The organism is Micromonospora sp. NPDC047620 (assembly GCF_043205005.1).
GTDB lineage: Bacteria > Actinomycetota > Actinomycetes > Mycobacteriales > Micromonosporaceae > Micromonospora.
Map to the genome: position 1 here is coordinate 33657 of NZ_JBIDDG010000013.1, position 25916 is coordinate 59572.

The 25916-nt window shown below is 74.5% G+C and carries 24 protein-coding genes and 1 tRNA gene; 13 read left to right on the plus strand and 12 right to left on the minus strand.

Annotated elements, in window-relative coordinates; genetic code table 11:
• Positions 1–201: 201 nt before the first annotated feature.
• Complete coding sequence (locus ACGF5C_RS17595; RefSeq protein ID WP_393302828.1) at positions 202–1611, plus strand: class II fumarate hydratase; 1410 nt, start codon at positions 202–204, stop codon at positions 1609–1611.
• Positions 1612–1669: 58 nt separating this feature from the next.
• On the opposite strand, the gene ACGF5C_RS17600 is transcribed toward ACGF5C_RS17595, so the two are convergent.
• Positions 1670–2215 carry a CGNR zinc finger domain-containing protein gene (locus ACGF5C_RS17600; RefSeq protein WP_393302830.1) on the minus strand — a complete coding sequence of 182 codons (546 nt, stop codon included), beginning with the start codon at positions 2213–2215 and terminating at the stop codon, positions 1670–1672.
• Positions 2216–2291: 76 nt separating this feature from the next.
• Here ACGF5C_RS17600 and ACGF5C_RS17605 point away from each other — a divergent pair, with 76 nt between their 5' ends.
• On the plus strand, positions 2292–3257 hold the full coding sequence (locus ACGF5C_RS17605) for a DMT family transporter (RefSeq protein ID WP_393302832.1): 966 nt from the start codon (positions 2292–2294) through the stop codon (positions 3255–3257).
• Between the two features lie 136 nt (positions 3258–3393).
• Here the strand turns inward: ACGF5C_RS17605 and ACGF5C_RS17610 are convergent, their stop codons facing one another.
• Both ACGF5C_RS17610 and ACGF5C_RS17615 read right to left on the minus strand, forming a co-directional pair.
• Positions 3394–4308 carry a hypothetical protein gene (locus tag ACGF5C_RS17610; RefSeq protein ID WP_393302834.1) on the minus strand — a complete coding sequence of 305 codons (915 nt, stop codon included), beginning with the start codon at positions 4306–4308 and terminating at the stop codon, positions 3394–3396.
• Between the two features lie 120 nt (positions 4309–4428).
• On the minus strand, positions 4429–5076 hold the full coding sequence (locus ACGF5C_RS17615; RefSeq protein WP_393302835.1) for an IclR family transcriptional regulator: 648 nt from the start codon (positions 5074–5076) through the stop codon (positions 4429–4431).
• A gap of 63 nt (positions 5077–5139) precedes the next feature.
• On the opposite strand from ACGF5C_RS17615, the gene cysS reads away from it, so the two are divergent.
• Both cysS and rlmB read left to right on the plus strand, forming a co-directional pair.
• Positions 5140–6555: a cysteine--tRNA ligase gene (gene cysS, locus ACGF5C_RS17620; RefSeq protein WP_393302837.1), complete on the plus strand. Its 1416-nt coding sequence runs from the start codon at positions 5140–5142 to the stop codon at positions 6553–6555.
• Positions 6555–7688, plus strand: a complete 1134-nt coding sequence (gene rlmB, locus ACGF5C_RS17625) for a 23S rRNA (guanosine(2251)-2'-O)-methyltransferase RlmB (RefSeq protein WP_393302839.1) — start codon at positions 6555–6557, stop codon at positions 7686–7688. Before cysS ends, rlmB begins: the two co-directional genes overlap by 1 nt.
• A 74-nt stretch (positions 7689–7762) precedes the next feature.
• Here the strand turns inward: rlmB and ACGF5C_RS17630 are convergent, their stop codons facing one another.
• Positions 7763–8854 (minus strand): sn-glycerol-3-phosphate ABC transporter ATP-binding protein UgpC, encoded by a 1092-nt coding sequence (locus tag ACGF5C_RS17630; RefSeq protein ID WP_350706790.1) that lies wholly within the window; start codon positions 8852–8854, stop codon positions 7763–7765.
• Positions 8855–9187: 333 nt separating this feature from the next.
• On the opposite strand from ACGF5C_RS17630, the gene ACGF5C_RS17635 reads away from it, so the two are divergent.
• Positions 9188–9264, plus strand: a tRNA-Thr gene (locus ACGF5C_RS17635).
• Positions 9265–9587: 323 nt separating this feature from the next.
• Here ACGF5C_RS17635 and ACGF5C_RS17640 read toward each other — a convergent pair.
• Together ACGF5C_RS17640 and ACGF5C_RS17645 are read right to left on the minus strand one after the other, a co-directional pair.
• On the minus strand, positions 9588–10892 hold the full coding sequence (locus ACGF5C_RS17640; RefSeq protein WP_393302842.1) for a low temperature requirement protein A: 1305 nt from the start codon (positions 10890–10892) through the stop codon (positions 9588–9590).
• A 307-nt stretch (positions 10893–11199) separates the two neighbouring features.
• Entirely contained in the window at positions 11200–11985 is a 786-nt protein-coding gene (locus tag ACGF5C_RS17645) for a hypothetical protein (RefSeq protein WP_393302844.1), read from the minus strand.
• Between the two features lie 150 nt (positions 11986–12135).
• Between ACGF5C_RS17645 and ACGF5C_RS17650 the strand changes: the two genes are divergently transcribed.
• The 6 genes from ACGF5C_RS17650 (at position 12136) to ACGF5C_RS17675 (ending at position 16301) form a co-directional block, all read left to right on the plus strand.
• Entirely contained in the window at positions 12136–12540 is a 405-nt protein-coding gene (locus ACGF5C_RS17650; protein ID WP_393302846.1) for a helix-turn-helix domain-containing protein, read from the plus strand.
• 35 nt (positions 12541–12575) lie between these two features.
• Entirely contained in the window at positions 12576–12995 is a 420-nt protein-coding gene (locus ACGF5C_RS17655) for a VOC family protein (protein WP_393302848.1), read from the plus strand.
• Positions 12996–13083: 88 nt separating this feature from the next.
• Positions 13084–13290, plus strand: coding sequence for a hypothetical protein (locus tag ACGF5C_RS17660; protein WP_393302850.1), 207 nt, complete (start codon positions 13084–13086; stop codon positions 13288–13290).
• Entirely contained in the window at positions 13266–13601 is a 336-nt protein-coding gene (locus ACGF5C_RS17665) for a histidine phosphatase family protein (RefSeq protein ID WP_393303122.1), read from the plus strand. The genes ACGF5C_RS17660 and ACGF5C_RS17665 overlap by 25 nt, the downstream gene beginning before the upstream one ends.
• Positions 13598–14371 carry an enoyl-CoA hydratase/isomerase family protein gene (locus ACGF5C_RS17670; protein ID WP_393303124.1) on the plus strand — a complete coding sequence of 258 codons (774 nt, stop codon included), beginning with the start codon at positions 13598–13600 and terminating at the stop codon, positions 14369–14371. Before ACGF5C_RS17665 ends, ACGF5C_RS17670 begins: the two co-directional genes overlap by 4 nt.
• 184 nt (positions 14372–14555) lie before the next feature.
• Complete coding sequence (locus tag ACGF5C_RS17675; RefSeq protein ID WP_393302852.1) at positions 14556–16301, plus strand: protein kinase; 1746 nt, start codon at positions 14556–14558, stop codon at positions 16299–16301.
• 94 nt (positions 16302–16395) lie between these two features.
• On the opposite strand, the gene ACGF5C_RS17680 is transcribed toward ACGF5C_RS17675, so the two are convergent.
• The 4 genes from ACGF5C_RS17680 to ACGF5C_RS17695 form a co-directional block, all read right to left on the minus strand.
• Entirely contained in the window at positions 16396–16839 is a 444-nt protein-coding gene (locus ACGF5C_RS17680; RefSeq protein ID WP_393302854.1) for an HNH endonuclease, read from the minus strand.
• Positions 16840–17097: 258 nt separating this feature from the next.
• Positions 17098–18267: a hypothetical protein gene (locus ACGF5C_RS17685; RefSeq protein ID WP_393302856.1), complete on the minus strand. Its 1170-nt coding sequence runs from the start codon at positions 18265–18267 to the stop codon at positions 17098–17100.
• 166 nt (positions 18268–18433) lie between these two features.
• Positions 18434–19966: an FAD-dependent oxidoreductase gene (locus ACGF5C_RS17690; protein ID WP_393302858.1), complete on the minus strand. Its 1533-nt coding sequence runs from the start codon at positions 19964–19966 to the stop codon at positions 18434–18436.
• 98 nt (positions 19967–20064) lie between these two features.
• Positions 20065–20553: an MSMEG_6728 family protein gene (locus ACGF5C_RS17695; RefSeq protein WP_393302860.1), complete on the minus strand. Its 489-nt coding sequence runs from the start codon at positions 20551–20553 to the stop codon at positions 20065–20067.
• 156 nt (positions 20554–20709) lie between these two features.
• Between ACGF5C_RS17695 and ACGF5C_RS17700 the strand changes: the two genes are divergently transcribed.
• Positions 20710–22491, plus strand: coding sequence for a potassium channel family protein (locus ACGF5C_RS17700; RefSeq protein ID WP_393302862.1), 1782 nt, complete (start codon positions 20710–20712; stop codon positions 22489–22491).
• A 56-nt stretch (positions 22492–22547) separates the two neighbouring features.
• Here the strand turns inward: ACGF5C_RS17700 and ACGF5C_RS17705 are convergent, their stop codons facing one another.
• Complete coding sequence (locus ACGF5C_RS17705) at positions 22548–23786, minus strand: APC family permease (RefSeq protein WP_357462106.1); 1239 nt, start codon at positions 23784–23786, stop codon at positions 22548–22550.
• A gap of 10 nt (positions 23787–23796) precedes the next feature.
• On the minus strand, positions 23797–24633 hold the full coding sequence (locus tag ACGF5C_RS17710; protein ID WP_393302864.1) for a phosphatase PAP2 family protein: 837 nt from the start codon (positions 24631–24633) through the stop codon (positions 23797–23799).
• 42 nt (positions 24634–24675) lie between these two features.
• Between ACGF5C_RS17710 and ACGF5C_RS17715 the strand changes: the two genes are divergently transcribed.
• Positions 24676–25887 (plus strand): DUF4032 domain-containing protein, encoded by a 1212-nt coding sequence (locus ACGF5C_RS17715; protein ID WP_393302866.1) that lies wholly within the window; start codon positions 24676–24678, stop codon positions 25885–25887.
• The last annotated feature ends 29 nt before the right edge of the window (positions 25888–25916 follow it).

A 25916-nucleotide genomic window follows, 5' to 3' on the forward strand; every position in this document is an offset into this window, starting at 1 on the left:
GATGAAAAGTTCCACGAGTTTAAGTTCGTGAGTAGGTGCCCCGCGCCCGACTTTTCGGCGGAGACGGCCGGCCCGGCCGACCGACGAACCTGCGGGCGGGCACTGTGCCGCCCGGCCGCGTCGTCGGCGGCGCTGGGGCCTGCCACCACTTGCCGAGCTGGACCGGGCGATCATCTGCGAGTCCCTCGCCGACGCGGCAGGATGGTACGCGTGACGACTCCAGAGGCGACGGGCTACCGGATCGAACGCGACTCGATGGGCGAGGTGGAGGTGCCCGCCGAGGCGCTGTGGCGGGCGCAGACGCAGCGCGCGGTGCAGAACTTCCCGATCTCGGGCCGGGGCATCGAGCCGGCCCAGATCCGGGCGCTGGCCCAGATCAAGGGGGCGGCGGCCCAGGTCAACGGCGAGCTGGGCGTGATCGACGCGGACGTGGCCGCGGCGATCGCCGTCGCGGCGGCGCACGTGGCCGACGGCGGCTACGACGACCAGTTCCCGATCGACGTGTTCCAGACCGGCTCCGGCACGTCGTCGAACATGAACACCAACGAGGTCATCGCCACCCTGGCCAGCCGGGAACTGGGCCGGGACGTGCACCCGAACGACGACGTGAACGCCTCGCAGTCCAGCAACGACGTGTTCCCGTCGTCGATCCACCTGGCCGCCACCGAGGCCGTCGCGCGGGACCTGCTGCCCGCGCTGGCCCACCTCGCGGAGGCGCTGGAGGGCAAGGCGGCGGAGTTCGAGACGGTGGTCAAGGCCGGGCGTACCCACCTGATGGACGCCACCCCGGTGACACTGGGCCAGGAGTTCGGCGGGTACGCCGCCCAGGTGCGCTACGGCATCGAGCGGCTGGAGGGGGCGCTGCCCCGGCTGGCCGAGCTACCGCTCGGCGGGACGGCGGTGGGCACCGGCATCAACACCCCGCTCGGCTTCGCCGCGAAGGTCATCGAGCGGCTGCGCGGCGCGACCGGGTTGCCGCTGACCGAGGCGCGCAACCACTTCGAGGCGCAGGGCGCCCGGGACGCCCTGGTGGAGACCTCGGGGCAGTTGCGCACGCTCGCTGTCGGCCTCTACAAGATCGCCAACGACATCCGCTGGATGGGCTCGGGTCCCCGGGCCGGCCTGCGCGAGCTGCGCATCCCCGACCTCCAGCCCGGCTCGTCGATCATGCCGGGCAAGGTCAACCCGGTGGTCGCCGAGGCGATGCGGCAGGTCTGCGCCCAGGTGATCGGCAACGACGCCGCCGTCGGCTTCGCCGGCTCACAGGGCGACTTCGAGCTGAACGTCATGCTCCCGGTCATGGGTCGCAACCTGCTGGAGTCGGTCCGGCTGCTCGCCGCGTCGAGCCGCCTCTTCGCCGACCGCCTGGTGGTCGGCCTGGTCGCGGACGCCGAGGTCTGTCTGGCGTACGCGGCGGGCTCGCCCTCGATCGTCACCCCGCTCAACCGCCACCTCGGGTACGACGAGGCCGCGTCGATCGCCAAGGAGGCGCTGGCCAAGCAGGTCTCGATCCGGGAGGTGGTCATCTCCCGGGGGCACGTCGACTCGGGCAAGCTGAGCGAGACCCAGCTCGACGAGGCGCTCGACCTGCTCCGGATGACCCACCCTTGAGCCCCGCCGTCACCGGTCGGTTCCGCCCGGTCGGTCCCGGAGACCGCGTCAGTAGGCGTCAGGGCCGGAGGCGGCCCTTGCGGGCCCGGTAGGCGGCGACGGCGGCGCGGTTGCCGCAGCCCGCGTCGCAGAACCGGCGGGAACGGTTCTTCGACAGGTCGACGAGCACGTTCGCGCAGTCGGGGTGGTCGCAGATCCGCAGCCGGCTCAGCTCGCCGTAGCGCACCAGGTCCGCCATCGCCATCGCCGCCTCCACGGCGATCCGGGCCGCCAGCGGCGCGTCGCGCGGCACGGCGTGGAAGTGGTACGGCTCGTCGTCGTGCGTGATGAGCTGCGGCAACGCGTGGTTCTCGCGGAGCAGCCCGTTGAGGATGGCGACGACCTCGTCGGTGTCGGCGTACCAGATGCGGCGCAGCCGGGGGCGCAGGTCGCGTACCGACCGCAGTTCGGCCTCGGTGTGCTCGTGCCGCCCGGTGTAGCCGTGCGCGACGTAGAAGGCGTCCAGGGCGACGATGTCGGGCAGCCCCTCGCCGTCGGGGCGGTCGGTGTTGACGAGCGCGGCGGCGGCGGTCAGGGAGCAGTCCGTGTCATGGGCGAATGGCAACTTGACTCCTGTCGGGGCGCCGGCCTAGCGTCATGAGCATAGCGACATTTGACTCATGACAGCTAGGAGCGGACCGATGCGCCAACCACCCGCCGCCGGGCTCGGTCTCGGCCTCGCCCTGCTCTCCGCCGTCACGTTCGCCACGTCGGGCACGTTCGCCCGCTCCCTGATCGACGCGGGGTGGTCCGCCGAGGCCGCCGTGGCGGCCCGGGTCGGCATCGCCGCGCTGGTGGTGGCGATCCCCGCGGCGCTTTCCCTGCGCGGGAAGTGGGACGTGCTGCGGCGCAACGTCGCCGCGATCGGCGTGTTCGGGCTGCTCGGGGTCGCCACCGCGCAGGTCTGCTTCTTCAACGCCGTCCGCTACCTGCCGGTCGGCGTCGCGCTGCTGCTGGAGTACCTCGGCATCATCCTGGTCGTGGGCTGGATGTGGCTGGTCCACGGGCACCGCCCCCGCCGGCTGACCGTGGCCGGCTCGGTGGCGGCGATCGCCGGCCTGTTCTTCGTCCTCGACCTGACCGGCGCCACCGGGCTCGACCCGGTGGGCGTGCTGTGGGGGCTGGGGGCGGCCGTCGGCCTCGCCGGCTACTTCGTGCTCGCGGGCCGGGCCGACGCGGGCCTGCCCTCGGTGGCCATGGCCAGCGGTGGCATGGCCGTCGGCGCGGCCGTCCTGTTGCTGCTCGGGGCGGTCGGGGCGCTGCCGCTGCGGGCCACCTTCGGCGAGGTCACCTTCGCGGGGCAGCGCACCAGCTGGCTGCTCCCGATCGTCGGCCTGTCGCTGGTCGCCGCCGTGGTCGCGTACCTCGCCGGGATCGCCGCGACCCGCATCCTCGGGGCCCGCCTGTCGTCGTTCGTCGGGCTGACCGAGGTGATGTTCGCCGTCCTCATCGCCTGGCTGGTGCTGGGCGAGCTGCCGACCGTCGTGCAGCTCTTCGGCGGCGCCCTGATCGTCGCCGGCGTCGCGCTGGTGCGCGTCGACGAGCTGCGCGCGCCCCGGCCCGAGGAGCGCCCGGAGCCGCGCCCCACGAAGGCCGCCCTCTCCTGAGCGCGGGCTCGCGGACGAGTCCGCCTTCGAGCTGCACGCGCACGGGAACGGCCTGCCGGAGAAACCGGACGCCGAAGTGTCCACGGTGGCGGAGTTGCCCGTCCGGTCGGCGGATCTCCGGGGATGACACGTCCGGTCAGGGCCGCCAGCCCCGGGCGGCGAGCGCGGCGCGCACCTCGCGCAGGACGCCCGGGAAGTCGTGGCGCAGCCGCCGACCCGTCAGGTGCACCACGAGCCAGCCCGCGCCGACGAGCCGGGCGAGCCGGTCCAGGTGCCCACGATCGGCCCCGGCCTGCCGCGACTCGTCGAACGCGACGGCGACGCGGAGCGCCGGCCACGCCAGGTCGAGGTGCCAGCCGAGCCCGGACGCGAGCCGGACCGGGTGCCGGGCGACGGGGCGCGGCAGCCCGGCGAGCACCAGCCGCACCCGCAGCTCCGACTCGGCCGGCGACCGGGCGCCCGGATCCGCCAGGCCGAACACCCAGCCCGCCCGCCGGCCGCCGGGCCGGGCGGCGTGGCGGCGGGCGAAATCGGCGAGCTCGGCGCGGCTGGTGAGCCCCTCGGCGAGCAGCGCGTCGACGATGCCGACCGCGCGGAACGGCTCCAACCAGACCGCCGTCTCCCACGCCGCCGCGGTGGGATCCGTCTTCGGGGGTGGGCCGGCGGTCCTGAGGGCCGCCTCCGGTGCGGGCGGCGGCGACGCGGCCGGGCCCACGGAGTGCACGCGCAGGCCGCGCTGCGGGCCGAGCCGTGTCGTCCTCGGGACGAGCACGTGCACGTCGTCGGTGAAGGCCGCGGCGTGCCCGACGCCGTGCAGGCAGGCTGCCGAGGGGCCGGCGACGACCGCGTCCGGCGGGAGCCGCAGCATGGCGGCCCGGCAGGCCAGGGCGTGGTCCCGGGGCAGGCGGGCGTCGGCGTAGACGTCGTGCCGCAGGCGCAGCCAGGCCGAACTGCGCAACTGGTGCTCGGTGAGCAGCCCCTGGCGGACCGCGTCCGAGCCGCGGAAGACCTGCCAGGCCAGGGCCCTGGGCCGATGGGGTGCGGGTGGCATGCGCGTCAGCCTGCGCGCCGCCCGCCCCGCTCCGGCACCCCTGTGGACGACCACCGCCGCGCCCCGGAACGCCCCCTGTGGACAACCGCCCGCCTGGCCGGCGGATGTGGTAAGGGCCGGTCAGGACAGGGCGGTGGCGATGGCGGTGGCGGCGGCGAGGACCTGGGCGCCGACCGCCTCGGTGTCCAGCGGCGCCAGTGCCACCACCCCGACGCTCGCCTCCAGCCCCGGCACGCCGAGCACCGGGGCGGCCACCCCGTACGCCCCGGACTGGAGCTCCCCGGCGGTGCTCACCGGGCCGGCGGCGCCCGCCCGGCCGGCGAGGATGGCCCGCCCGGCCGCCCCGCGCTCCAGCGGGTGCCGCGCCCCCGTCCGGTACGCGACGTGGAACGCCGTCCACGTCGGCTCCACCACGGCGAGCGCGACCCCCTCCCCGCCCTCGACCACGGTCAGGTGGGCGGTCGCGCCGGCCTGCTCCGCGAGGCGGCGCAGCGCGGGCAGTGCCCCCTCGGCCAGCAGCGGCTGGGCCCGCCGGGCCAGGTGCAGCACCCCGACGCCGAGACGCAGCCGGCCCTCGCCGTCGCGGCGCAGCATCCCGTGCGCGGTCAGCGCGCCCACCAGCCGGTAGACCGCCGCCCGGCCGATGCCCAGCCGGTTCGCCGCCTCGGTGACGGTCAGCCCGCCCGGCGCGTCGGCGACCAGGTGCAGCAGCCGCAGCCCCCGGTCCAGCGTCTGCGCCGTCTCCCCGCCCCGCGCCGTCGTGTCCACGCCCAGCAGCGTACGACCCGGCTCCGGCCGACCCGGGAAAGCGTGGACGGCTACCCTTGTACGGTGACGCTACGCCTGTATGACACCGCCACCCGATCGGTGCGGGACTTTGTCCCGCGGGAAGCCGGCAAGGTGGGGGTCTACCTGTGTGGTCTCACCCTCCAGGCCCCGCCGCACATCGGCCACCTTCGCTCCGGCGTCAACTACGACGTGCTGCGCCGCTGGCTGCTCGCCGCCGGCTACGAGGTCACCTTCATCCGCAACCTGACCGACATCGACGACAAGATCCTGGTCAAGGCGGTGGAGCGGGGGCGGCCGTTCTGGTCGATCGCGTACGCCAACGAGCTGATCCTCACCGAGTCCTACCGGGCGCTCAACGTGCTGACCCCGACCTACGAGCCGCGGGCCACCGGGCACATCCCGGAGATGCACGAGCTGATCGCCAAGCTGATCGCCGACGGGCACGCCTACCCGGCCACCGACGGCTCCGGCGACGTCTATTTCGACGTCTGCTCCTGGCCGGCGTACGGGTCGCTGTCCAACCAGTCGCCCGCCGACATGCAGTCGGCGGGGGACGCTCCCGAACGGGGCAAGCGAGACCCGCGCGACTTCGCGCTCTGGAAGGGCGCCAAGCCCGACGAGCCGGCGGACGCCTACTGGCCGTCGCCGTGGGGGCGGGGCCGGCCGGGCTGGCACATCGAGTGCTCGGCGATGTGCTGGCGCTACCTCGGCGCCGAGTTCGACATCCACGGCGGCGGGCTGGACCTCACCTTCCCGCACCACGAGAACGAGATCGCCCAGTCCCAGGCGGCCGGGCTGCCGTTCGCCCGCTACTGGGTGCACCACGGGCTGCTCAGCATCGCCGGCGCCAAGATGGGCAAGTCGCTCGGCAACGCCCTCGACCTGGCGTACGTCGACTCGCTCGGGGTACGCCCGGTGGAGCTGCGCTACTACTACGCCGCCGCGCACTACCGCTCCCGCATCGACTACTCGGAGGACGCGCTGCGCGAGGCGGCCGTCGCGTACCGCCGGATCGAGGGCTTCGTGCAGCGGGCCGCCGAGCGCGTCGGCGCCGGCCAGCTCGGCGAGCTGCCGGGTGCCTTCGCGGCGGCGATGGACGACGACCTGAACACCTCCGCCGCGCTCGCCGTCCTGCACGAGGTGGTCCGCGACGGCAACACCGCGCTGACCGGCGGCGACGATGTGACTGTCCGCACGGCGCTGGCCTCCGCCCGCGCCATGCTGGATATCCTCGGGGTCGACCCCCTCGACCCGGCGTGGACCGGTGGCGGCCGCGCGGACGACCTGCGCGGCGTGGTGGACTCCCTGATCGCGCTGGCCCTGGAGCAGCGCGCGCAGGCCCGCGGTCGCAAGGACTGGGCCGCCGCCGACGCGGTACGCGACCAGCTCAAGCAGGCCGGCGTGGTGGTCGAGGACACCCCCCAGGGCCCCCGTTGGACTATTGGAGAGCAGGACTGATGGCCGGCAACTCGCAGCGCCGTGGCCGGCGACTGACGCCGAAGGCGGGAGCCCCGAAGGGCTCCGGCGGCAAGAACAAGGACGCCCTCGCCGGGCGGGGCAGGACCCTGCCCGCCGACGAGCGGCCCTGGCACAAGGCCTACTCGGGCACCGAGAAGCTGCCCCAGCGCACCGCCTGGAAGCAGGACAAGGAGCGCCGGGCGGCGGCCGAGGAGGGGCGCGCCCCCAAGGTCGGCCTACCGGGCAGCAAGGACACCACCTGGGGCAAGGGCGGCGGTCGTGGCACGCCGGGCGGCGGCGGGCGCGGCACCGCCGGCCGGGGCGCTCGCCCCGCCGGCCGTGGCGGCCCCCGGGTGGCCCCGGGCCGCAAGTCCAACCCGTCGAAGGACGCCCCGGAGCTGCTGGTCGGGCGGAACCCGGTGCTGGAGTCGCTGCGCGCCCAGGTGCCGGCGACCGCGCTCTACACCGCGCAGGGCATCGACATGGACGACCGGGTCAACGAGATCGTCCGGACGGCCGCCGACCGGGGCATCGCCATCCTGGAGATCAGCCGCGCCGAGCTGGACCGGATGACCGGCGGGGTGCTGCACCAGGGCATCGGGCTCCAGGTGCCGCCGTTCGCGTACGAGCCCTTCGAGGACCTCGTCGCGGCGGCGCTGGAGCAGACCGCCCCGCTGCTGGTGGCGCTGGACGGCGTGACCGACCCGCGCAACCTCGGCGCGGTGATCCGGTCCGCCGCCGCCTTCGGCGCGCAGGGTGTCTTCGTACCGGAGCGGCGGGCGGCCGGGATCACCGCGACCGCCTGGCGCACCAGCGCCGGCGCGGCCGCGCGGGTGCCCGTCGCCCAGGTCACCAACCTGACCCGGTCGCTGAAGGCCTGCCAGGACGCCGGCTTCGTGGTGGTCGGCCTGGACGCCGACGGCGAGACCGACCTCTACGACCTGGAGGCCGCGGTCGGCCCACTGGTGGTCGTGGTCGGCTCCGAGGGCCGGGGGCTGTCCCGGCTGGTCGGCGAGACCTGCGACCTCACGGTGAGCATCCCGATGGTGTCCGACGTCGAATCGCTCAACGCCAGCGTCGCCGCCGCGGTCACCCTCGCCGAGGTGGCCCGCCGCCGGGCCGCCGAGGGCTGAGCCCGCAGACACGAAACGGGCGGCCCGCCGATGGCGGACCGCCCGTTTCGCTTACGTCAGCTCAGCGCCGTACGTCAGATGCGGTTGCCGGTGGCCGCGTTGAACACGTGGCTGCGGCCCTCGCGCGGCTTGACGAACACGGTGTCGCCCATGTTCGGCATGGTGCGCCGGTCGGTACGGACCACGAAGCGCTCGTTGTTGCCCTCCAGCGCGGCGTGGCCGTAGACGTTGGCGTCCGAGCCGAGGTCCTCGACCAGCTCGACGACGACCGGCATGCCGCCCTCGGTCGGGCTGACCAGGTCGCAGTCCTCCGGCCGGAAGCCGACGGTCACCTTGCTCTCGCCGCCGTCGGCGCGGGCCGCCTCGACCTGCTCACGGGTGAGCGGGATGGTCAGGTCGGCGAACGAGGCGCCCCGCTCGCTCAGCGGCACGGTCTTGATGTTCATGGCGGGGGAGCCCATGAAGCCGGCGACGAAGACGTTGGCCGGGGTGTCGTAGAGCGCCCGCGGGGTGTCCACCTGCTGGAGGACGCCGTCGAGCATGACCGCCACCCGGTGGCCCATGGTCATGGCCTCGACCTGGTCGTGGGTGACGTAGACGGTGGTGACACCCAGCTTGGCCTGCAGCGACGCGATCTGGGTACGGGTCTGCACACGAAGCTTCGCGTCGAGGTTCGACAGCGGCTCGTCCATGAGGAAGACCTGCGGCTCGCGGACGATCGCCCGGCCCATGGCCACCCGCTGGCGCTGACCGCCGGAGAGGGCCTTCGGCTTGCGGCCCAGGAACTCCTCGAGCTGGAGCAGCGCCGCCGCCTCCTTGACCCGCCGGTCGATCTCGGCCTTGGAGGTCTTGCGCAGCTTCAGCGCGAACGCCATGTTCTCGTACACCGTCATGTGCGGGTAGAGGGCGTAGTTCTGGAAGACCATCGCGATGTCGCGGGCCTTCGGCGGCAGGTGGGTGACGTCCCGGTCGTCGATGTGGATCGAACCCTGGTCGACGTCCTCCAGGCCGGCGAGCATGCGCAGGCTGGTGGACTTGCCGCAACCGGAGGGGCCGACCAGGACGAGGAACTCGCCGTCGCCGATCTCCAGGTCGAGCTGGTTGACGGCGGGGCGCTCGGTGCCCGGGTAGATCCGGGACGCCTTGGCGTAGGTGACCGTAGCCATGGTCAGGTGCTTCCTTTCACCGGCAGGAACGTGCCGGACGATCCGAGTGGAAGGAGCGGCCGGCACGTGCGTGCACCGGCCCACGGGCGACGCGCCGATGATCGAGGTGTCATCCGTGTCACTGCACGGTAAACGGCTTTCCCCGACCTGCCAAGGCGGGGAGCACCGGATGGGACGGATGGCATACGCATTCCGGTCACTCGGGCACGGTCGGACATCAATCGCCCCCGCTCTTTCGAGTGTTGGGCCGACGCGTGGACGTTTCCGGTGCTCGCAGGGCCTGCCGAGCGGGAAATCCGGACGTCAGTCGCTATGCTGACGTCGACACCACGCGCCCCTGTAGCTCAGCTGGCCAGAGCACTCGCCTTGTAAGCGAGATGTCGCCGGTTCGATCCCGGCCGGGGGCTCCAATTCCATCAGGTACTTCGCGCCCGGCGTTGTCGTGAGCCGGCCGGTTGACGGCAACGCTGACAGCAGCCGGGCTCATGACAGCCGCCCGTCGAGCTTGCCGAGCGCCTGACGCATCGCGTCGAGGACGACTCGGGCAAGCCGCGCAGGCCACCGCCCGGCCCGCCAGCGTCCGTACGTGCGTCAAGGCCCGCTTGACGTGGCAGCGCCGATCCGAGGCTGCTGCATCGGGTGACTGCCGTTCCGCCCCTGAGCGCCTCTGGGCGACCCTGAGTAACGATCAAGGTGGCTCCCAAGCTGGCAGTTGGGGCGGCGCCGGCCCGATCTAGGGGCCCTCTGGCGGAAAGCCCCCGGCTATAGCGGCCTCGCGCAGTTCTTTACGCTGCCCGCCAGCGACGAGGACCTCCGTGACGACCAGGCTGACACAGACAGCCGCCAGCAGGCCGAGCGCTACCACCGCCGAAAGCTGGCCGGCGGCCGGGATGAGCGCCACCAGCAGCGCTGCGGTAGTCAGTCGCGGCCAGATGACCCGTCTGAGCAGGCGCGTGATCCGCAGTTGGAAGCCGACGTGGGAGAGCAGGAACAAAGCTGCTCCACCGTAGAGGGCGTGGAGGCCCAGGCCCCCCAGTTGCGCGGCCGAATGGTGCAGTTCGTTGTCTTTGATGATCGTCACCACTTTGTGCAGCCCGAGGGCGAGCAGCATGATGCCGGCGATCATCGGCAGGTGCGCATAGCTGTAGGCGTCGCGGGCGTAGGCGACCCGGCGCTGGGCGGGGTTCTGGCTCAGCGTCCGCTCGGCGGCGATCGCGACGGCGTCGAAATAGGTCCAGCCCAGTGCGGCGGCGATGACGATGGCGAAGACGAGGGCCGCGATGAGCGATCCGGTCATCGGCACGCTGCTACTGATCAGGCCAACCGCTGTGAGCGACTCGCCAAGGGCGACGAGCACGATGAGGCCATGCCGCTCCGCCCAGTGCCGAGCCGAGATGATGTGCCACCCCCACGACCGCATCACCAGGGCGCGGCCGTAGTCGATGATGATGGCGAGCATCCAGAGCCCGGTCTGGCTCGCCTTGACCAGCCACGGGTCGTGGAACAGTCGCTGCGGCACGACGGCGGCGGAGAACAGAAGGACGGAGGCGACAAACAGTGGCGCGGCAATCAGCAGGACGACGCGCGGCCTCGTGTCTGGAACGGCGTACCAGCGCAGCGCCAGATGCACCAGCCGAACGATCACGAAGCACGCGACGAACACCACCGGGCCGGAGAGAGCCGCGCCACGGAGGTCGGTGAATGCCTGCCGGACCGCCACCGCCATCACAAGGGTGACTATCGTTACGAACAGCAGCGCGATCCGGATCAGCCCGACCCGAGCTTGGAGGCTGTTACCCAACCAGGCATAAATGGACCACGTCGACCACAACAGGGCCAGCGCGAGCATTCCGTTCAGCACGCCGTGACTGGTGAAGTCGTCTTCCATCAACGCAACGACCTGGATGAACGCGAGGACGAACACCAGATCGAAAAAGAGCTCCACGCTGGTTACGCCGACGCCCTCGCGTAGCGGTCGAATGCCGCGCGGCGCCCGCGCCGACCTGCCATCGGATTCCCCGTCGTCCTCCCATACCACAGGGCAAATTGTGGCAGCCGGCCACACCGAAGATGTCGAATCACTGATCGCGACCGACGTCGTCGCCGAGATCCGACGCCTGGACCGGCCTGAGACCGCATCCCCCAGCGAGGGGTCGGCCGCCGGACGTGTGCGGACGCGATGTACAGAGCTTGTAAGCGAGATGTCGCCGGTTCGATCCCGGCCGGGGGCTCCAATTCCATCGGCCGTCCCGCGCCCGGCGCGGGCGTGAGCTGTGCCCGCCGCGGAGGTGCGACCCCGACCGGTCGCCCACCCCGCGTCGCCGGGCGCCTCGCGGCGACGGTTGTCAGCTCCACCTCAGCCTGGCGAGTTCCCGCTCGAACTGGGCGAGGGTGAAGGAGGCGCCCTCGGCGGGGGCCAGCCGCAGGCTGTAGGTCGCGTCCCCGGCCTCCCACCACACCGCCCACGAGCGTTCCGGGGCGCCGGTGACGACACCCCGATGCGGGCCGACGCGGACGGTCGCCACAGGCGCAGGGCGTGCCACGTCGGCGGTGCGGCGCGCGGTCACGAGCAGCGTCGCACCGCCCGGGCCGTTGTAGCCCTGGCACCAGCCCTCGTCGCATCCGGTCGAGAAAGGGCTCCACCGCTTGTCGGAGGGCAGGTCCGGCACATGGCGCTCGAAGTAGGTCGGCGGCGGCAGCGTGCCGGCCGCGTCGCGGAGCACCCGGTCGCCGAGCGGCTCCGCCAGGGACACGACGAGAGGGACCCGGGCGCCGCTGGTGGTGCAGTCGGCGGCGGGCACGATTCGGGCCTCGACCGCGACGACCACCTGGGCGTCGTCCCGCGCGGTGATCGTCGCCCGCGGCTCGACGAGGTCCCTGCAACGTGCGTCGCCGGGGCCGACGTGGACGGTGACCGTGGTGTCGTCGCGGCCGACCACCGCCGCCGACCACGGCACCCGGGACGACCCGTCGGGCGACGCTGCCGCCTCGGCCGTGGGCCCGGGTGCTGCCTCGTCGGTGGCCCGGTGCCGGAGGACGAGACCGCCGACGAGCGCCAGTGCGATGACGGCCGTCGCCGCCGCGAGGGTGATCCGCCGGGTGCGCTCGTCGTGCCCGTCCCTGGTCGTCATGGCCGCCCTCGTCGTCGGTGGAAGAGCGGATCGTACGCCGGCACCGTCGCTCCCGCCGTCCCGTCGTACGGGCGCGCTCAGGCGGCGGGCTGTCCCCGTACCGTGGTTCCGCCGCGCCGACGCCCCCGAATCAGCGCCTATGCTGGGCCGGTGAGCAGGGCGGCGGAGGAGTCGAACCGGGCCATGCTGCGCGCCCGGGACGCCATGGACCGCGCGTACGACCAGCCGCTGGACATCCCGGCGCTGGCCCGCATCGCGTACGTCTCCGAGGCGCACTTCATCCGCACTTTCCGCGCCACCTTCGGCGAGACCCCGCACCGCTACCTCCAGCGGCGGCGGGTGGAGCGGGCGATGTACCTGCTCCTGCACACCGACCGGGACGTCACCGACATCTGCTACGCGGTCGGTTTCTCCAGCCTCGGCACGTTCAGCCGCACGTTCCGGCAGATCGTCGGCGAGCCGCCGTCGGAGTACCGCAGGCGCAGGGCCCCGATCGCCGCGCCAGTGCCGGGCTGCTTCACCAAGGCCTGGACCCGGCCCAGCAGTTTTGGATAAGCAGCAGGTCAGGGCCGCACCGTAGCGTCTCCGGCATGACGATGAACGCGATCACCCGCTCCCAGATCTACGTCCTCGACCAGGACGAGGCCCTCGACTTCTACGTCGGCAAGCTCGGCATGGAGGTCAACACCGACGCCGACCTCGGCTTCATGCGCTGGCTGACGGTCAACATCCCCGGGGACCCGGAGCGCGAGATCCTGCTGGAGAAGCCCGGCCCGCCGGCGCTGGACCCGGCCACCGCCGAGCAGGTCCGCGAGCTGCTCACCAAGGGGGCGCTGGGCGGCTTCCTCTTCATGACCACCGACGACGCGCAGAAGACGTACGAGGACCTGGTCGCCAAGGGAGTCGACATCACCGACGAGCCGATGGAACGCCCGTACGGGATCGACTTCGGCATCCGCGACCCGTTCGGCAACAAGATCCGCATCGGCCAGATGTTCCCCCGGGGCTGACTGGCGGCAGGACGCCGTCCACCACGGCCCGCTGCGGCGCGCCGCCGAGACCGCCGAACTGGTCGCGGCGGCGCTGCCCGGGATCCCGGTGTACGCCGCCGAGGAGGTCGGCGACCACCTGCCGCACGACACCGACCCGGCCGGCCTGCCGCCCGCGTACGCCCGGCTGCTGGCCAACTTCCCCCCGGCCGAGCGGGCCGCCGGGCCGCGGCTGACGGCGGCGGCCGTGCGGCGGTTCGCACCGCGCCGGCGGACGGTGACCGGGGGGATCTGGTCGTCACGCACACGTTTCTGATCGCCTGGTTCGTCCGGCACGCACTGGACGCGCCGGAGCGGCGCTGGCTGGGGTTCAACGCGCACAACGGTGGGTTGACGGTGATCCGCTACCGGTCGGGCGGACGCCGACCCTGGTCGCCGTCAACGACGTCGCCCACCTGCCACCGGAACTGCGCGCCACCGGCCTGCCGCGGACCACAGGTACTGACCTGCCACCCCGCACGGACGGTCGCCGGGCTCCCGCCGTTATGGTCGCCGCACCGGCGCCGCCGACCAGGGCGGCCGGCGTCGCGGCGAGCCGGCGGCACGGCCGGGGCGAAGGGGTGGTGACGGTGGCGGACGCGGAACTCCTCGTCGAGGTGACCGGGGCGGTGGCGACGGTGGTGATCCACAACCCGGCGCGGCGCAACGCGATGACGGCCGGGATGTGGCGGCGGCTGCCGGGGCTGCTCGACGAGCTGGAGGGCGACCCGGCCGTCCGGGTCCTGGTGCTCACCGGCGCCGAGGGCACCTTCTGCGCGGGCGCGGACCTGGCCGAACTGGACGACCTGCTCGACGACGGCGACCTCGACACGGTGGTGGCCGCCGAGAAACGGCTGGCCGCCTTCGCCAAGCCGACCGTCGCCGCCGTCCGGGGCGCCTGCGTGGGCGGCGGCTGCCAGCTCGCGGTCGCCTGCGACCTGCGGATCGCCGCCACCGACGCGCGGTTCGGTGTGCCGCCGGCGCGGCTGGGCCTGGTGTACCCGGCGCCCAGCACCCGCCGGCTGGCCCGGCTGGTCGGCCCGGCCGCGGCCAAGCACCTGCTCTTCACCGCCGAGCTGATCGACGCCGACCGCGCGCTGCGGATCGGGCTGGTCGACGAGGTGCTGCCGGTCGACCGGCTCGCCGCCCGGGTGGACGAGGTCACCGCCGCCGTGGTCGCCCGGTCGCAGCTCACCGTGGCGGCCGCCAAGGAGATCATCGACGGCCGGGCGGACGAGGACCGGGTCGCCTGGTGGCACGGGCAGGTGCGGGCCAGCGGCGAGGCCCGCGAGGGCGTCGCGGCCGTCCACGAGCGCCGCCCGCCCCGCTTCGGCTGGACGCCGCCGGCCCGGCACTGACCGCAGACCGCCCCCGCTTCGGCTGGACGCCGCCGGCCCGGCACTGACCGCAGACCGCCCCCGCTTCGGCTGGACGCCGCCGGCCCGGCACTGACCGCCGCCGACCGTGCCCGACCGGGCCGCGCGCCGGACACGGTCCGCGCATGGGTGGTGCCGGGCGGTGCGGTGGGGCAGGCTGTCCGCTGTGCAGCGTGATCAGTTGCTCGCGGGCCGCTACCGGCTGGGCGGGCGTCTCGGCAGGGGCGGCATGTCCGAGGTCTACCGGGCGCACGACGAGGTGCTGGAACGCGACGTCGCGGTGAAGGTGCTCGTGGCGGCGGACCCGTCGGCCCGGCGGCGGATCCAGGCCGAGGCGAAGGCGGCGGCCAGGCTCTCGCACCCGAACGTCACCGCCGTCCACGACTACGGGGAGTCCCTCCTCTTCGACCGGTACGCGCCCTTCGTGGTCATGGAGCTGCTCTCCGGCCGTACGCTCGCGCAGCGGCTCGCCGCCGGGCCGCTGCCGCCCCGGGACGCCCTGCGGGTCTGCGCGGAGGTCGCCGCCGCTCTCGGCGCCGCCCACGCCGAGGGGCTGGTGCACCGCGACGTCAAGCCCGAGAACGTCGTGCTGACCCCGACGGGGGCGAAGGTGGTCGACTTCGGGATCGCCGCCGTCGCCGGCACGCCCGAGATCGACTTCGAGGGACGGCTGCTCGGCACCCCGGCCTACCTGGCCCCCGAGCGGCTCGCCGCCGGCGAGGTGCTGCCCGCCTCCGACGTCTACGCGCTCGGCCTGCTCGTGCACCAGGCGCTCGCCGGCCGGCTGCCGTGGCACAGCGAGACGCAGATCGGGATGCTGCGCGCCCACGCGTACGCCGTGCCGGGCCCGCTGCCGGAGGTCGACGGCGTGCCCCCCGAGGTCGGCCGGCTGTACCGGCGGTGCCTGGCCAAGGACCCGGGCGACCGGCCCTCGGCCGCCGAGGCGGCGCGCGTCCTCGCCGGGGCGCTCGCCCGGATGCCGCTTTCCGAGGCGGGGCACGCGGACGTGCCGGCGGACCGCCGCGACGTGCCGGCGGACCGCCGCGACGTGCCGACGGGCCGTGCGGAGGTGTCGGCGGGCCGTGCGGAGGTGCCGGCGGGGCACCAGCGCGTGCCGGCGGAATACCGGGGCGTGCGGGCGGGGTCAATAGGAGCGCCGGCGGCGGGGCCTGCCGGCGGGCGTGACCCCGCCGAGGCGGTGCCGGCCGGGGCCGCATCCGCCGCCGGGGGCGGCGTCCGCCCGGGGCGCCGGGGCTGGCGGTCGAGGCGGGGCTCGTGGGTGCTGGCGGCGGTGGGCGCGGTGGTGGTCGGCGCGGTGGTGGCCGCGACGCTCGGCGACCCCTCCGTCCAGCGGTCCGGCCCGCCCGACGAGCCCCGCACCGGCATCGGCACCGGCACGCTGGGCTCCACCGGGGTCGCCCTGCCGGTCACCGGCGACGCGCCGAAGGGGCCGGCCGTCCCCGGCACGGGTCCGCCGGCCGGGTCGGCGACCGCCGGGCGGTCCAGTCCCGGACCGGTCGCGCCCACCGGAGCCAGCCCGACCGCCCCGGCGCCGACCGACGGCGCCGAGCCGTCCCCTACGCCTGGCCGGCCGTCCGGGTTGGACGTGAACTCGCGCGGTGGGGTGGTGACGGTCCGCTGCGACCGGAAGCTGGCCGAGGTGGTCGACGTGGCGCTGGCTGCCGGCCACCACGTCGAGGAGTACGCGCCGGGCCCGGCGCGGGAGGTGCGGGTCGAGTTGGTCGCCGCCGACCGCCGCAGTGTGGTCACCGTGCGCTGCGCCGACGGCCGCCCAGTGCCCCGCGTCAAGGAGTCCCGCGTCAAGGAGTCCCGGGCCAGGGAGTCCCGCGTCAGGGAGTCCCGGGCCAGGGAGTCCCGCGTCAGGGAGCCCCGGGCCAGGGAGCCCCGGTAGCCGGGGCGGGGCTACGCCCCCGGGGAGGGGCCGGCGGGCGCCGCGCCAGGGGTCGTACCCCCGACGCGGCCCCCCGTTCCCGCCGGCCGGTCCGTCACCGCCCGGCCAGCGCCGCCCAGCTCGGGGCCGCCGGCTCGCGCCGCAGCGGCATGCCCGCCTCGGCCGGCGTCCGGTCGCCCTTGCGCTGGTTGCAGTCGTAGCAGGCGGCGGTCGTGTTCCGCCACGTGTTCCGGCCGCCGCGCGAGCGGGGCAGGATGTGGTCGATGGTGCCGGCCGACCCGCCGCAGTACGCGCAGCACCGCCCGTCCCGTCGCAGCACCCCGGCCCGCGACCACGCCGGCCCGGCGCTGAACCGCCAGCGGGTCACCACGTAGCGGACGAGGCGGACCACCCGGGGAACCGGGAAGACCCCGATCACCCGGTCCGGTTCGGCCTCGTGGATCTCGGCGACCCGACGACAGAGCATCCGGATCGCGTGCTGGACGGTGACCCGGTGCAGCGGGCCGAGGTCGGCGTTGACGACGAGGACGGCGTCCACCGGTGTCTCCCTTCGTGGCGGTGACGATCTGGACGGGCCGGACAGCGAAAGAGCCGCCCGTTCCGGGAAGTGGACGGGCGGCTCGACGGCGTGCGGGCACGCGTCAGCCGGGCCGGCCACCCTCGGGGCCTTCGGCTCGGCAACCGCCGCCACTCGCCGACGACGCCGGGTGCGCCGGGCCGGGCAGCCACGACGGCACACAGGTGACGTGCGACATCGACATGGACGGCTCCCGCGGCGGTGGTTGACCTTGCGGGATCACGGTAGGTCGGCGGGCGAGAGACGGGCAACGGATTTCGATCGAGCGGCCGTCTCGTCGGGGCGGCGCTGCCGGCGGGCCCGGCCGGCGGCCCGCGCGGCGGCCAGTGGCCGGTCGATCCGTAGCGCCATCCGTACCGTCAGCTCGCTCTCCAGCAGCGGCCGGTTGACCTCCCCGGCGACCGCGAGCGCCGGCCCGGAGACCGTGCGCCAGATCGCGGCCGTCCCCGCGCCCAGCCCGAGCAGGGCCACGGCGGCCCGGGTCGCCGGCGAGCCGGCCGCCGCGAGCGCGCTCACCCCCACCACGGCGAACAGCACCGCGAGCAGCGGTACGAGCACCGGCCAGAAGATCCCCCGGGCGGCCTGCACCACCAGCCGCCGGTCCCGGATGATCAGGTTCCGGGCGACGACCGCGTAGTCCTCCTCGTCCAGCAGGTCCCTCGGGTGCAGGCCGCCGGTGAGCACACCCCGCCACAGGTCGCCCTGGTTGCGCAGCTCGCGGGCCAGGTCCGGCAGCCCCGCCTCGGTCGGGTCGCCGACGCCCGCCCGGGTGACCGCCGACGCCCACGCCGACAGTGACCGGCGGACCACTGCGGCCGAGTACGGCGGCAGCACGGTGGCCAGCTCGTCCAGCCAGCGGCTGAGCTGGATCTGCCGGCCGCCGAAGCGTCCCGCCACCTGGTCGGCGTCGCCGTGCCGCACCGTGTCGGCCAGCGAGCGTCCCAGCCGGTACGCCAGCCCGACCCGGTGGTTGGTGGCCATCGTCCAGCGCAGCACGTCCACGTTCAGGTCGTCGAGGGCGAGCAGCAGGTCCTCCCCGGCTCCGCCCGTCACCCGGTCCCTCGCCCCGGCCGTGGACGGCGCGGGGGCGTCGCGCCGGGTCAGCTCGGCGATCTGGCCGAGCGCCACCTCCACCCCGTCCAGGTACATCTGCATGCGTCGCCGCCCCGACATCTCGGTCAGGTTGGACAGCTTCGCCGGCGCGCCCGCCGGCCGGTCGTCCCCGGTGTCGAGCAGCTCGGCGGTCTGGGCGTGGTGGTACGCGTCCGCCATCCACCACCCGAGCCGCAGGGCGGTCACGATGCAGGCCCGCTCGTCCCGGATCAGCGGGTACGCGTCGTCCCGCGGCACGTCGGCGACGAGCGGGTCGTCGTCCCCGCGCGGCGGCATTCCCGCTGACCTCCCGGCTCACCCCAGACGATCAGCCTAGGCGAGCCGAGCGACCTGTTTGCCCGTTTTCGTCACCCTCGCGGTCGACCCGCCCGCCTGGCCGCGCCGCCCGCCGCCCGCCGCCCAGTGCCCGTCGCCCGCCGCCCGGTGCCCGTCGCCGTGGTTGTCACCGTCTCCGGGCGAGCAGGCCCCGGGGCCGGATCGAGCGGACCGGCTCGGCCGCGCCGCCCTCGGCCCGCAGGACGTGGTTGGCCGCGACGATCCCCGTCGCCGCCGCGCGTTCCATCAGCGCGCTCGGGAAATCGGTCCGGATGCCGTCGCCGGCCAGGTAGAGCCCGTCGGCGTCGGTGCGCACCCCCGGCCGCCACGCGTGGCTGCCCGGGGTGAACGCCGGCGCCTGCGCCGCCACCCGCGCGCGCACCTCCCGGACCCGCAGCCCGGCCGCCTCCGGCCAGAGCGCGGTCAGCTCGGCCCGCATCCGCTCGGCCAGCTCCGTCGCGGGCACGCCCGGCTCGCACGCGTACGCGTGCAGTTCCAGCACCGAGCCGCCGGTGCGGGCGGCCCAGCGGCGGGACTCGTCCTCCAGCCGGTGGTAGAGGGTCACCGAGTCCAGGGTCGGCTGCCGGGACACCCCGCTGAACACCGCCCGCCCGGCGGCCACGTCCCCGTCGCACCAGTAGCGCGCCACCGCGTACGGCGGACCGGGCCGGCCGAACGCGGGCATCCGCTCCACCAGCGCGGGCGCGTGGTCGACCAGGCCGGGCGAGGCGGCGACCAGCGCGGCTAGGGCGGGCGGGTCGACGGCGAGCACCACGTGCCGGGCGGCGTACGACGCGCCGTCGGCGGTGGCCACCCGCCACCCGGCGCCCTCGCGGGTCAGCGCGGTGGCGGGGGTCCCGGTGCGCACCCGGCCGCCGTGCCTCTCCACGTGCCGGGCCAGCGGCTCCCAGATCGCCGTCGCGTAGTCCCCGTCGGGGCAGTCGAAGGCCAGCCCCTCGGGGTTGCCCAGCAGGTAGAAGTGGAACTGCGCGATCATCTCCGCCGCCGACATCTCCGCCTCGTGGTTGAAGAACGAGTGGGAGAAGACCTCGAAGAGCATCGCGCGGGCCCGGTCCGGCAGCCGCAGCGAGGTGAGCAGCTCGTCGGCGGTGGTGTCGTCGAACTCGGCGTAGGTGCGCACCGGATCGTAGGTGAGCAGCGGCAGCGCCGCGTCCCGGTCCATGCCGCGCAGGTCGCCCAGGCGCAGGCTCGGGCTGCGCAGCAGCAGGGCCAGCAGGTTCGCCGGAGGAGCGGGCGGCAACCGGCCGAACTCCTCGGTCGGCCAGCGGGCGCTCAGGATCGGGTAGCCGGGGACCGGCCGGAGGAAGCCGAGCCCCGGGTCGGCGCGGCGCAGGATCGACCGCCAGTTGTAGTACTGCCGGAAGAACGCGTGGAAGCCGTGCTCGTTCGTCTGTCGCGTGCCGTCGGCCAGCGTCTCCCGCCAGGCCCCGAGCCGGCCGCCGAGGGTCGGCGCGGCCTCCAGCACGGTCACCGCCACGCCGCGCTCGGCCAGCACCACCGCCGCCGACATACCGGCGATCCCGCCGCCGACCACCACCACCTCGACCGGGCGCGGCACGCGGGGGGCGCCACCGCCGCCCGGGTCCACCTCGTGCTGGCGTACGCCGAGGAGCCGACCGACCACCTGCGACAGCGCCATGTGCACCTTCCCGCCCCGGGGGTCCTCCAGTCTGCCCCGTTCGGGCGTTAGGAAGGGCCCCTTCCTCTACCGCAGGCGTTAACAAGGTGCCCTTCCTTTCACTGCGGCGGGAGGCAGCGCCGTTCGCGGTCGGAGGCCGGCCAGACGTACTCCAGGTCGGGCGGGACGTCGTCGCCGAAGATCGGGCCGTAGTGCCCGGGGTCCTTGCGCAGCAGCGACGAGCGGTGGCTCAGGTGCAGGTCGTCGCGGCCCAGCCAGGGCGGCAGCTCGCCGGCCTCGGCCAGCTCCGCCTGGGTGCGGACGCGGGTCAGCCCGCAGGCGGCGGCGAGGTCGGTGGTCATCGTGGTCGCGCAGGTGTCGGCCCGACCGGGCTCGCACCAGACCGCGCACACGTCCAGCCCGTATCGGGTGAGGGCCTCCTCGTACCCGGCCCACATCTTCACCGCCGGGTGGTTGCGCCAGCCGTACGTGGGGCGGGTCAGCCCGCGCAGCACCTGGATGGTCTCCACCCGCTGCTTGCCCAGCCGCCTCTGGTCCAGCGTCCGGGCGCTGGCCAGGAAGTCCGGGTACGGCAGGAACGTCTGCATGCCGCTGGTCTACCCGCCGAGGGGCCGCGGAATCTGCCCGACGTCCTAGGTCTACCTGGTGGACCGGCTGGGCGGGAACGGCGGGACATGCCCGACGACCAGCGTTCATGATCGCGGGGCTGCGCGGGGCGCGACCGGCTGACTACGATGCGGCGCATGGCGGAGCCCCTGCTGGATCGTGCGCGGCGGGCGGGGCGTCGGCTCCGGGTCAACGGGGACGCGCGGGCGCACTACGTGGTTTGCGGGCGGGACGCCCTCGCCTACTGGGTGGTGCGCGCGCTGCTCGCCACCGAGTTGCAGGCGACGGGCCGCGTCCGGATCACCCTGGTGGTGCCGGAACGACCGCGCTCCGACGAGCCGGACGGGCGGGACCTCCAGGGCGTCGAGGTGGTCCGGGCCGACCGGCTGGACGAGGTCACCTTCCAGCGGGCCGGGCTGGCCGGCGCCGACGGGCTGGCCCTGCTGCACCAGGACGACGTCGGCAACATGCATGCCGCGCTCTGCGCCCAGGAGGTCGAGCCCCGGCTGCGGCTGGTGGTGCGGATGTTCAACACCGGGCTCGCCAACGGGGTGCGGCAGATCTTCCCCGACTCGGCGGTGCTCTCCGACTCGTCGATGGCCGCCCCCGCCTTCGTGGCTGCCGCGCTCGGCGAGGTCGCCCCGACCCACTTCCGGCACGGCGGGCGCACCCTCTACGTGGCCCGCCGCGACGACGTACGCCCCGGCGACGTGGTCTGCGGGGTGGCCGACACCCACGACCCGCAGCAGGTCCGGGTGCTGCCCGCCGAGGAGTCCGCCGCGGACGTGGTGCTCGCCGAGGCGACGGGGGCGCCGCCCGGCACCGAGCTGGCCGCGCGCCGGTTGGTGCGGGCCCGGCGGCGTCGCCGCCCGGTGACCGTGCTGCTCCGCGCGGTGCGCAGCTTCGCCACCCGCAAGATCGGCATCGCGGTGATCACGCTGCTGGCGGTGATCGGGGTGCTCGGCTGGCTCAACGGCAGCGCCACGAACGCCAACTGGGGCGACTCGCTCTACCTCACGCTCGTGACGACGCTGAGCGGGCAGGACCCGGATCCGAACAAGCCGGTCGCCCAGCAGGTCATGCAGGTGGTGCTCAACCTCGCCGGGCTGGCGCTGATCCCGCTGATCACCGCCGTGGTGGTGGACGGGATCGTCAACGCCCGGCTGGCGTTGCACTCCGGCCGGATCCAGCCGGAGCGGTCCGGGCACGTGGTCGTGGTCGGGCTGGGCAACGTCGGCACCCGGGTGATGGCCCAGCTCTGCGACTTCGGCGTCGAGGTGGTGGCGATCGACAAGCTGCCCGAGCCTCGCGGTGCGGCGCTCGCCCGCCGGCTCGGCGTGCCGCTGATCGTGGGCGACGCCGCGCTGGAGGAGACCCTCCAGGCGGCGTCCGTGGGCACCTGCCAGGCGCTGGTGGTGGTCTCCACCGACGACGAGACGAACCTCCAGGCGGCGCTGAACGGCCGGGCGGTCAACCCCGAACTCCAGGTGGTGCTGCGCCTCTTCGACGGCCACTTCGCCGAGCGCGTCCAGCAGGCGTTCGGCATCGGCGTCTCGCGCAGCGTGTCGTACCTGGCCGCGCCGTCGTTCGCCGCCGCGCTGCTGGACCGCGCGGTGATCGCCACCATCCCCGTCGGCCGGCACGCGCTGCTGGTCACCGAGGTCTCCGTCGCCGCCGGGTCCGACCTGGACGGTCGTCCGCTCGCCGCGGTCGGGCGGGCCGAGAGCGTACGCCTGCTCGCGCACGCCCGGGCCGGTCAGCGCCTCGACTGGGGGCCCGACCCGCGCCTGGTGATCGTCGCGGGGGACCGGCTGACGGTGGTGGCCCGCCGGGCCGGCCTGAACGCCCTGCTGCGCGAGGCGGCGCCGCCCCCGCCGGAGGATCCCGCCGCGCCGGCGCCCCGGCAGCCGGAGGAGTGACCGTCCGTTCCGCCGGTCCGACGTTCCGACGTTCCGACGGTCCGGGGCTCGGCGGGTCAGGCCCGGCGGGGGCGCAGGGCGTACCAGGCGGCGCCGACGGCGAGCACGGCGAAGCCGGCGAGGACGCTGGACAGCGGCAGGTTGACGGCGAGCAGCAGGCAGCCGGCCAGCCCCAGCACGGCGAGCGCCCGCACCGGGAGCCGCCGCCCCGGGTCGCGGCCCAGGGTCAGCGCGGCCGCGTTGGTGATCGCGTAGTAGACCAGCACGGTGCAACTGGAGAAGCCGATGGCGTCCCGGACGTCGCCGAGCGCCACGACCAGCACCACCACGGCGGCGACGGCCAGTTCGGCGCGGTGCGGCACCCGGTGCACCGGGTGGACGGCGGCGAGGGCCCCGGGCAGGTCGCGGCGGCGGGCCATCGCCAGCGCGGTGCGCCCGACCCCGGCGAGCAGGGAGAGCAGCACGCCGGTCACCGCCACGGTCGCCCCGGCCCGGACCAGCCAGGCGAGGCCGGGCAGCCCGGCGGCGGTCACCACGTCGGCCAGGGGCGCGGCGGACGCGGCCAGCCGATCGGCCCCGAGCACGCCGACGGCGACCACCGCCAGCACCAGGTAGATCGCCAGCACCACGCCCAGCGCCAGCGGCACCGCCCGGGGGATGGTCCGCTCCGGGTCGCGTACCTCCTCGCCGAGGGTGGCGACCCGCGCGTACCCGGCGAAGGCGAAGAAGAGCAGCCCGGCGGCGGTGAGCACGCCCCGCCCGGAAGTGTCGAGGTCGCCGAGCCGGGCCAGCGAGACGTCGCCGCCGACCGCCCCGGCCACCGCGACCAGGGCCAACACCGCCAGCACCACGCCGACCAGCACCTTCGTCGCGGTCGCGGTCTTGCCGATGCCGCGCAGGTTCACGGCGGTCACCGCCAGCACCGCGCCGACGGCGACGAGCCGGGCCTGCCCCGGCCAGAGGTACGCCCCGATGGTCAGCGCCATCGCCGCGCAGCTCGCCGTCTTGCCGACCACGAAGCCCCAGCCGGCCAGGAAACCCGCGAACGGGCCGAGCCGTTCCCGGCCGTACACGTAGGTGCCGCCGGACTCGGGGTGGCGGGCCGCCAGCCGGGCCGAGCTGGTCGCGTTGCAGAAGGCGACGAAGCCGGCCAGCACCAGCGCCGCCAGCAGGCCCGCCCCGCCGGCCGCCGCCGCGGCGGGCGCGAAGACCACGAAAACGCCCGCGCCGAGCATCGACCCCAGCCCGATGACCACCGCATCGGGTACGCCCAGCCGGCGCGCCAGTTGGTCCACAGCGGGCACCTTAGGGGGTCGAGATGAACGGCCGGTCCCAGTCGCGCGGCGCCCCGGGTAACGGCAGGTCGTCCCAGGGCACCCGGTGCAGCACCCGGTCGAGGACGAGCCCGAGCAGCAGCCCGGCCACCGAGTCGGTCAGCCAGTGCCAGCCCAGGTAGGTGGTGGTGCACAGCACCACGACCGGCGGCACCACCCGGACCACGGTGACCAGCCGGGGCAGCACCGTCCGGCCGTAGGTGCGCAGCAGCGGGGCGAGCAGCAGCGCGATGACGCCGTACCAGAGGATCGCGTTCGCGACGTGGCCGGAGGGGTAGGACTGGGCGAACCGCAGCGGCAGTTCGTCCTGGAACAGCGGGAGGGTCTGCTCGGGCGGAAGGAACGGGTCCTTGACGCTCGCGCTGGGTGCGGGGCGGGCGGTCCACACCTTGAGCGGCCCGATCGTGAGATAGCTGAGGACGAAGGCGAGCACCGGCGGCAGCACCGGGCGCAACGATCTCAGCCGGACCGCGAGCAGCACCCCGAGACCGAGTGCGATCAACGTCAACGGGGTGCCCTGACCGAGGTAGTTGAGGACCACCGCCGTCACGCGGGCGGCGGTGGGCCGGTGCGCCTCCGACCAGTCGGCGACCGCGCGGTCGATCCCGAAGAACCGCTCGGCGGTGAGCGCCACGGTCAGCCCGACCAGGGCGGCGAGCAGGAGTGCGTCGAACCACCAGCCGGCCGGCCTGACCGGCCTCAGCCGTGCTCTGGGCCGTACCGTCGTGGTCTCCCGCACCCGGACCACGCTACCGGCCCGGCGCGACGGCCGGCCGGCGCGGCCCGGGGCGGCTGTGTGCCGAGCCACGAAGGGAGGCGCTCGGCCCGGACGGCCGTCAGACTTGGGGCCGTGCGGATCACCTCGGCCCTCGTCGACCCGGCACTGCTCGACCTTCCCTGGTCGACCCCGCTGGAGCAGTGGCCTGCCCAGCACCTGGTGGCGCTGCCCCAGGGCATCTCCCGGCACATCGTCCGGTTCGTCCGGCTCGGCGGCTACGTCTACGCCGTCAAGGAGACCGGCGAGCGGGTCGCGGAGCGTGAGTACGACCTGCTGCGCGCCCTGGAGCGGATCGACTTCCCCGCGGTGGAGGCGGTGGCGATCGTCGCCGACCGGCAGACCGACGACGGCGAGCCGCTCGACCCGGTGCTGATCACCCGGCACCTGCAGTTCTCGCTGCCCTACCGGGCGCTCTTCTCGCACACCCTGCGCCCGGAGACGATGGGGCGGCTGCTCGACGCGCTGGCGGCCCTGATCGTGCGGATGCACCTCACGGGCTTCTTCTGGGGCGACTGCTCGCTGTCGAACACCCTGTTCCGCCGGGACGCCGGCGCGTTCGCCGCCTACCTGGTGGACGCGGAGACCGGGGCGCTGCACCACTCGCTCTCCAACGGCCAGCGCGGCGAGGACCTGGAGATCGCCCGGGTCAACATCTTCGGCGAGGCGCTCGACCTCCAGGCCGCCGGGCTGTTGCACGAATCGATCGACCCCGAGGTGGTCTGCGAGGAGGTCGTGCAGCGCTACGAGCGGCTGTGGCACGAGATCACCTACGAGCAGCAGGTCGAGCGGGAGGCCCGGCACGACATCGAGGGGCGGATCCGCCGCCTCAACGAGCTGGGCTTCGACGTCGCCGAGGTGGCCATGTCGACCATCGACAACGGGCGCTACCTGGTCCGGCCGAAGGTGGTCGACGCCGGGTACCACACCCGGCGGCTGCTCCGCCTGACCGGGCTGGACGCCGAGGAGAACCAGGCCCGGCGGCTGCTCAACGACCTGGACGCCTACCGGGCCGAGAGCGACCTCACCGACGAGCAGCAGGCCGCGCACCGCTGGCTGACCGAGGTCTTCGAGCCGGTGGTCCGGGCGGTCCCGGCGCACCTGCGCCGCAAGCTGGAGCCGCAGGAGCTCTTCGCCCAGATCATCGAGCACAAGTGGCTGCTCTCGGAGCAGGCCGGCCGGGACGTCGGCATGGCCCCGGCCGTGCACTCGTACCTCTCCGACGTGCTCGTGCACCGCCCCGACGAGCAGGCCGTGCTCGGCGTCGAGGTTCCCACCGCCGGCTGACCCGCCGGCGCGGCCCGCCGGCTGACCCG

Bases quoted from the DNA above. Each gene is read 5' to 3' on its own strand.
- ACGF5C_RS17655 (WP_393302848.1), top strand. From the start codon at position 12,576: ATGACGATGAACGCGATCACCCGCTCCCAGATCTACGTCCTCGACCAG.
- rlmB (WP_393302839.1), top strand. From the start codon at position 6,555: ATGGCCGGCAACTCGCAGCGCCGTGGCCGGCGACTGACGCCGAAGGCG.
- ACGF5C_RS17695 (WP_393302860.1), bottom strand. From the start codon at position 20,553: ATGCAGACGTTCCTGCCGTACCCGGACTTCCTGGCCAGCGCCCGGACG.
- ACGF5C_RS17645 (WP_393302844.1), bottom strand. From the start codon at position 11,985: ATGACGACCAGGGACGGGCACGACGAGCGCACCCGGCGGATCACCCTC.
- ACGF5C_RS17605 (WP_393302832.1), top strand. From the start codon at position 2,292: ATGCGCCAACCACCCGCCGCCGGGCTCGGTCTCGGCCTCGCCCTGCTC.
- ACGF5C_RS17595 (WP_393302828.1), top strand. From the start codon at position 202: ATGGTACGCGTGACGACTCCAGAGGCGACGGGCTACCGGATCGAACGC.
- ACGF5C_RS17700 (WP_393302862.1), top strand. From the start codon at position 20,710: ATGGCGGAGCCCCTGCTGGATCGTGCGCGGCGGGCGGGGCGTCGGCTC.
- ACGF5C_RS17690 (WP_393302858.1), bottom strand. From the start codon at position 19,966: ATGGCGCTGTCGCAGGTGGTCGGTCGGCTCCTCGGCGTACGCCAGCAC.
- ACGF5C_RS17630 (WP_350706790.1), bottom strand. From the start codon at position 8,854: ATGGCTACGGTCACCTACGCCAAGGCGTCCCGGATCTACCCGGGCACC.
- ACGF5C_RS17685 (WP_393302856.1), bottom strand. From the start codon at position 18,267: ATGCCGCCGCGCGGGGACGACGACCCGCTCGTCGCCGACGTGCCGCGG.
- ACGF5C_RS17610 (WP_393302834.1), bottom strand. From the start codon at position 4,308: ATGCCACCCGCACCCCATCGGCCCAGGGCCCTGGCCTGGCAGGTCTTC.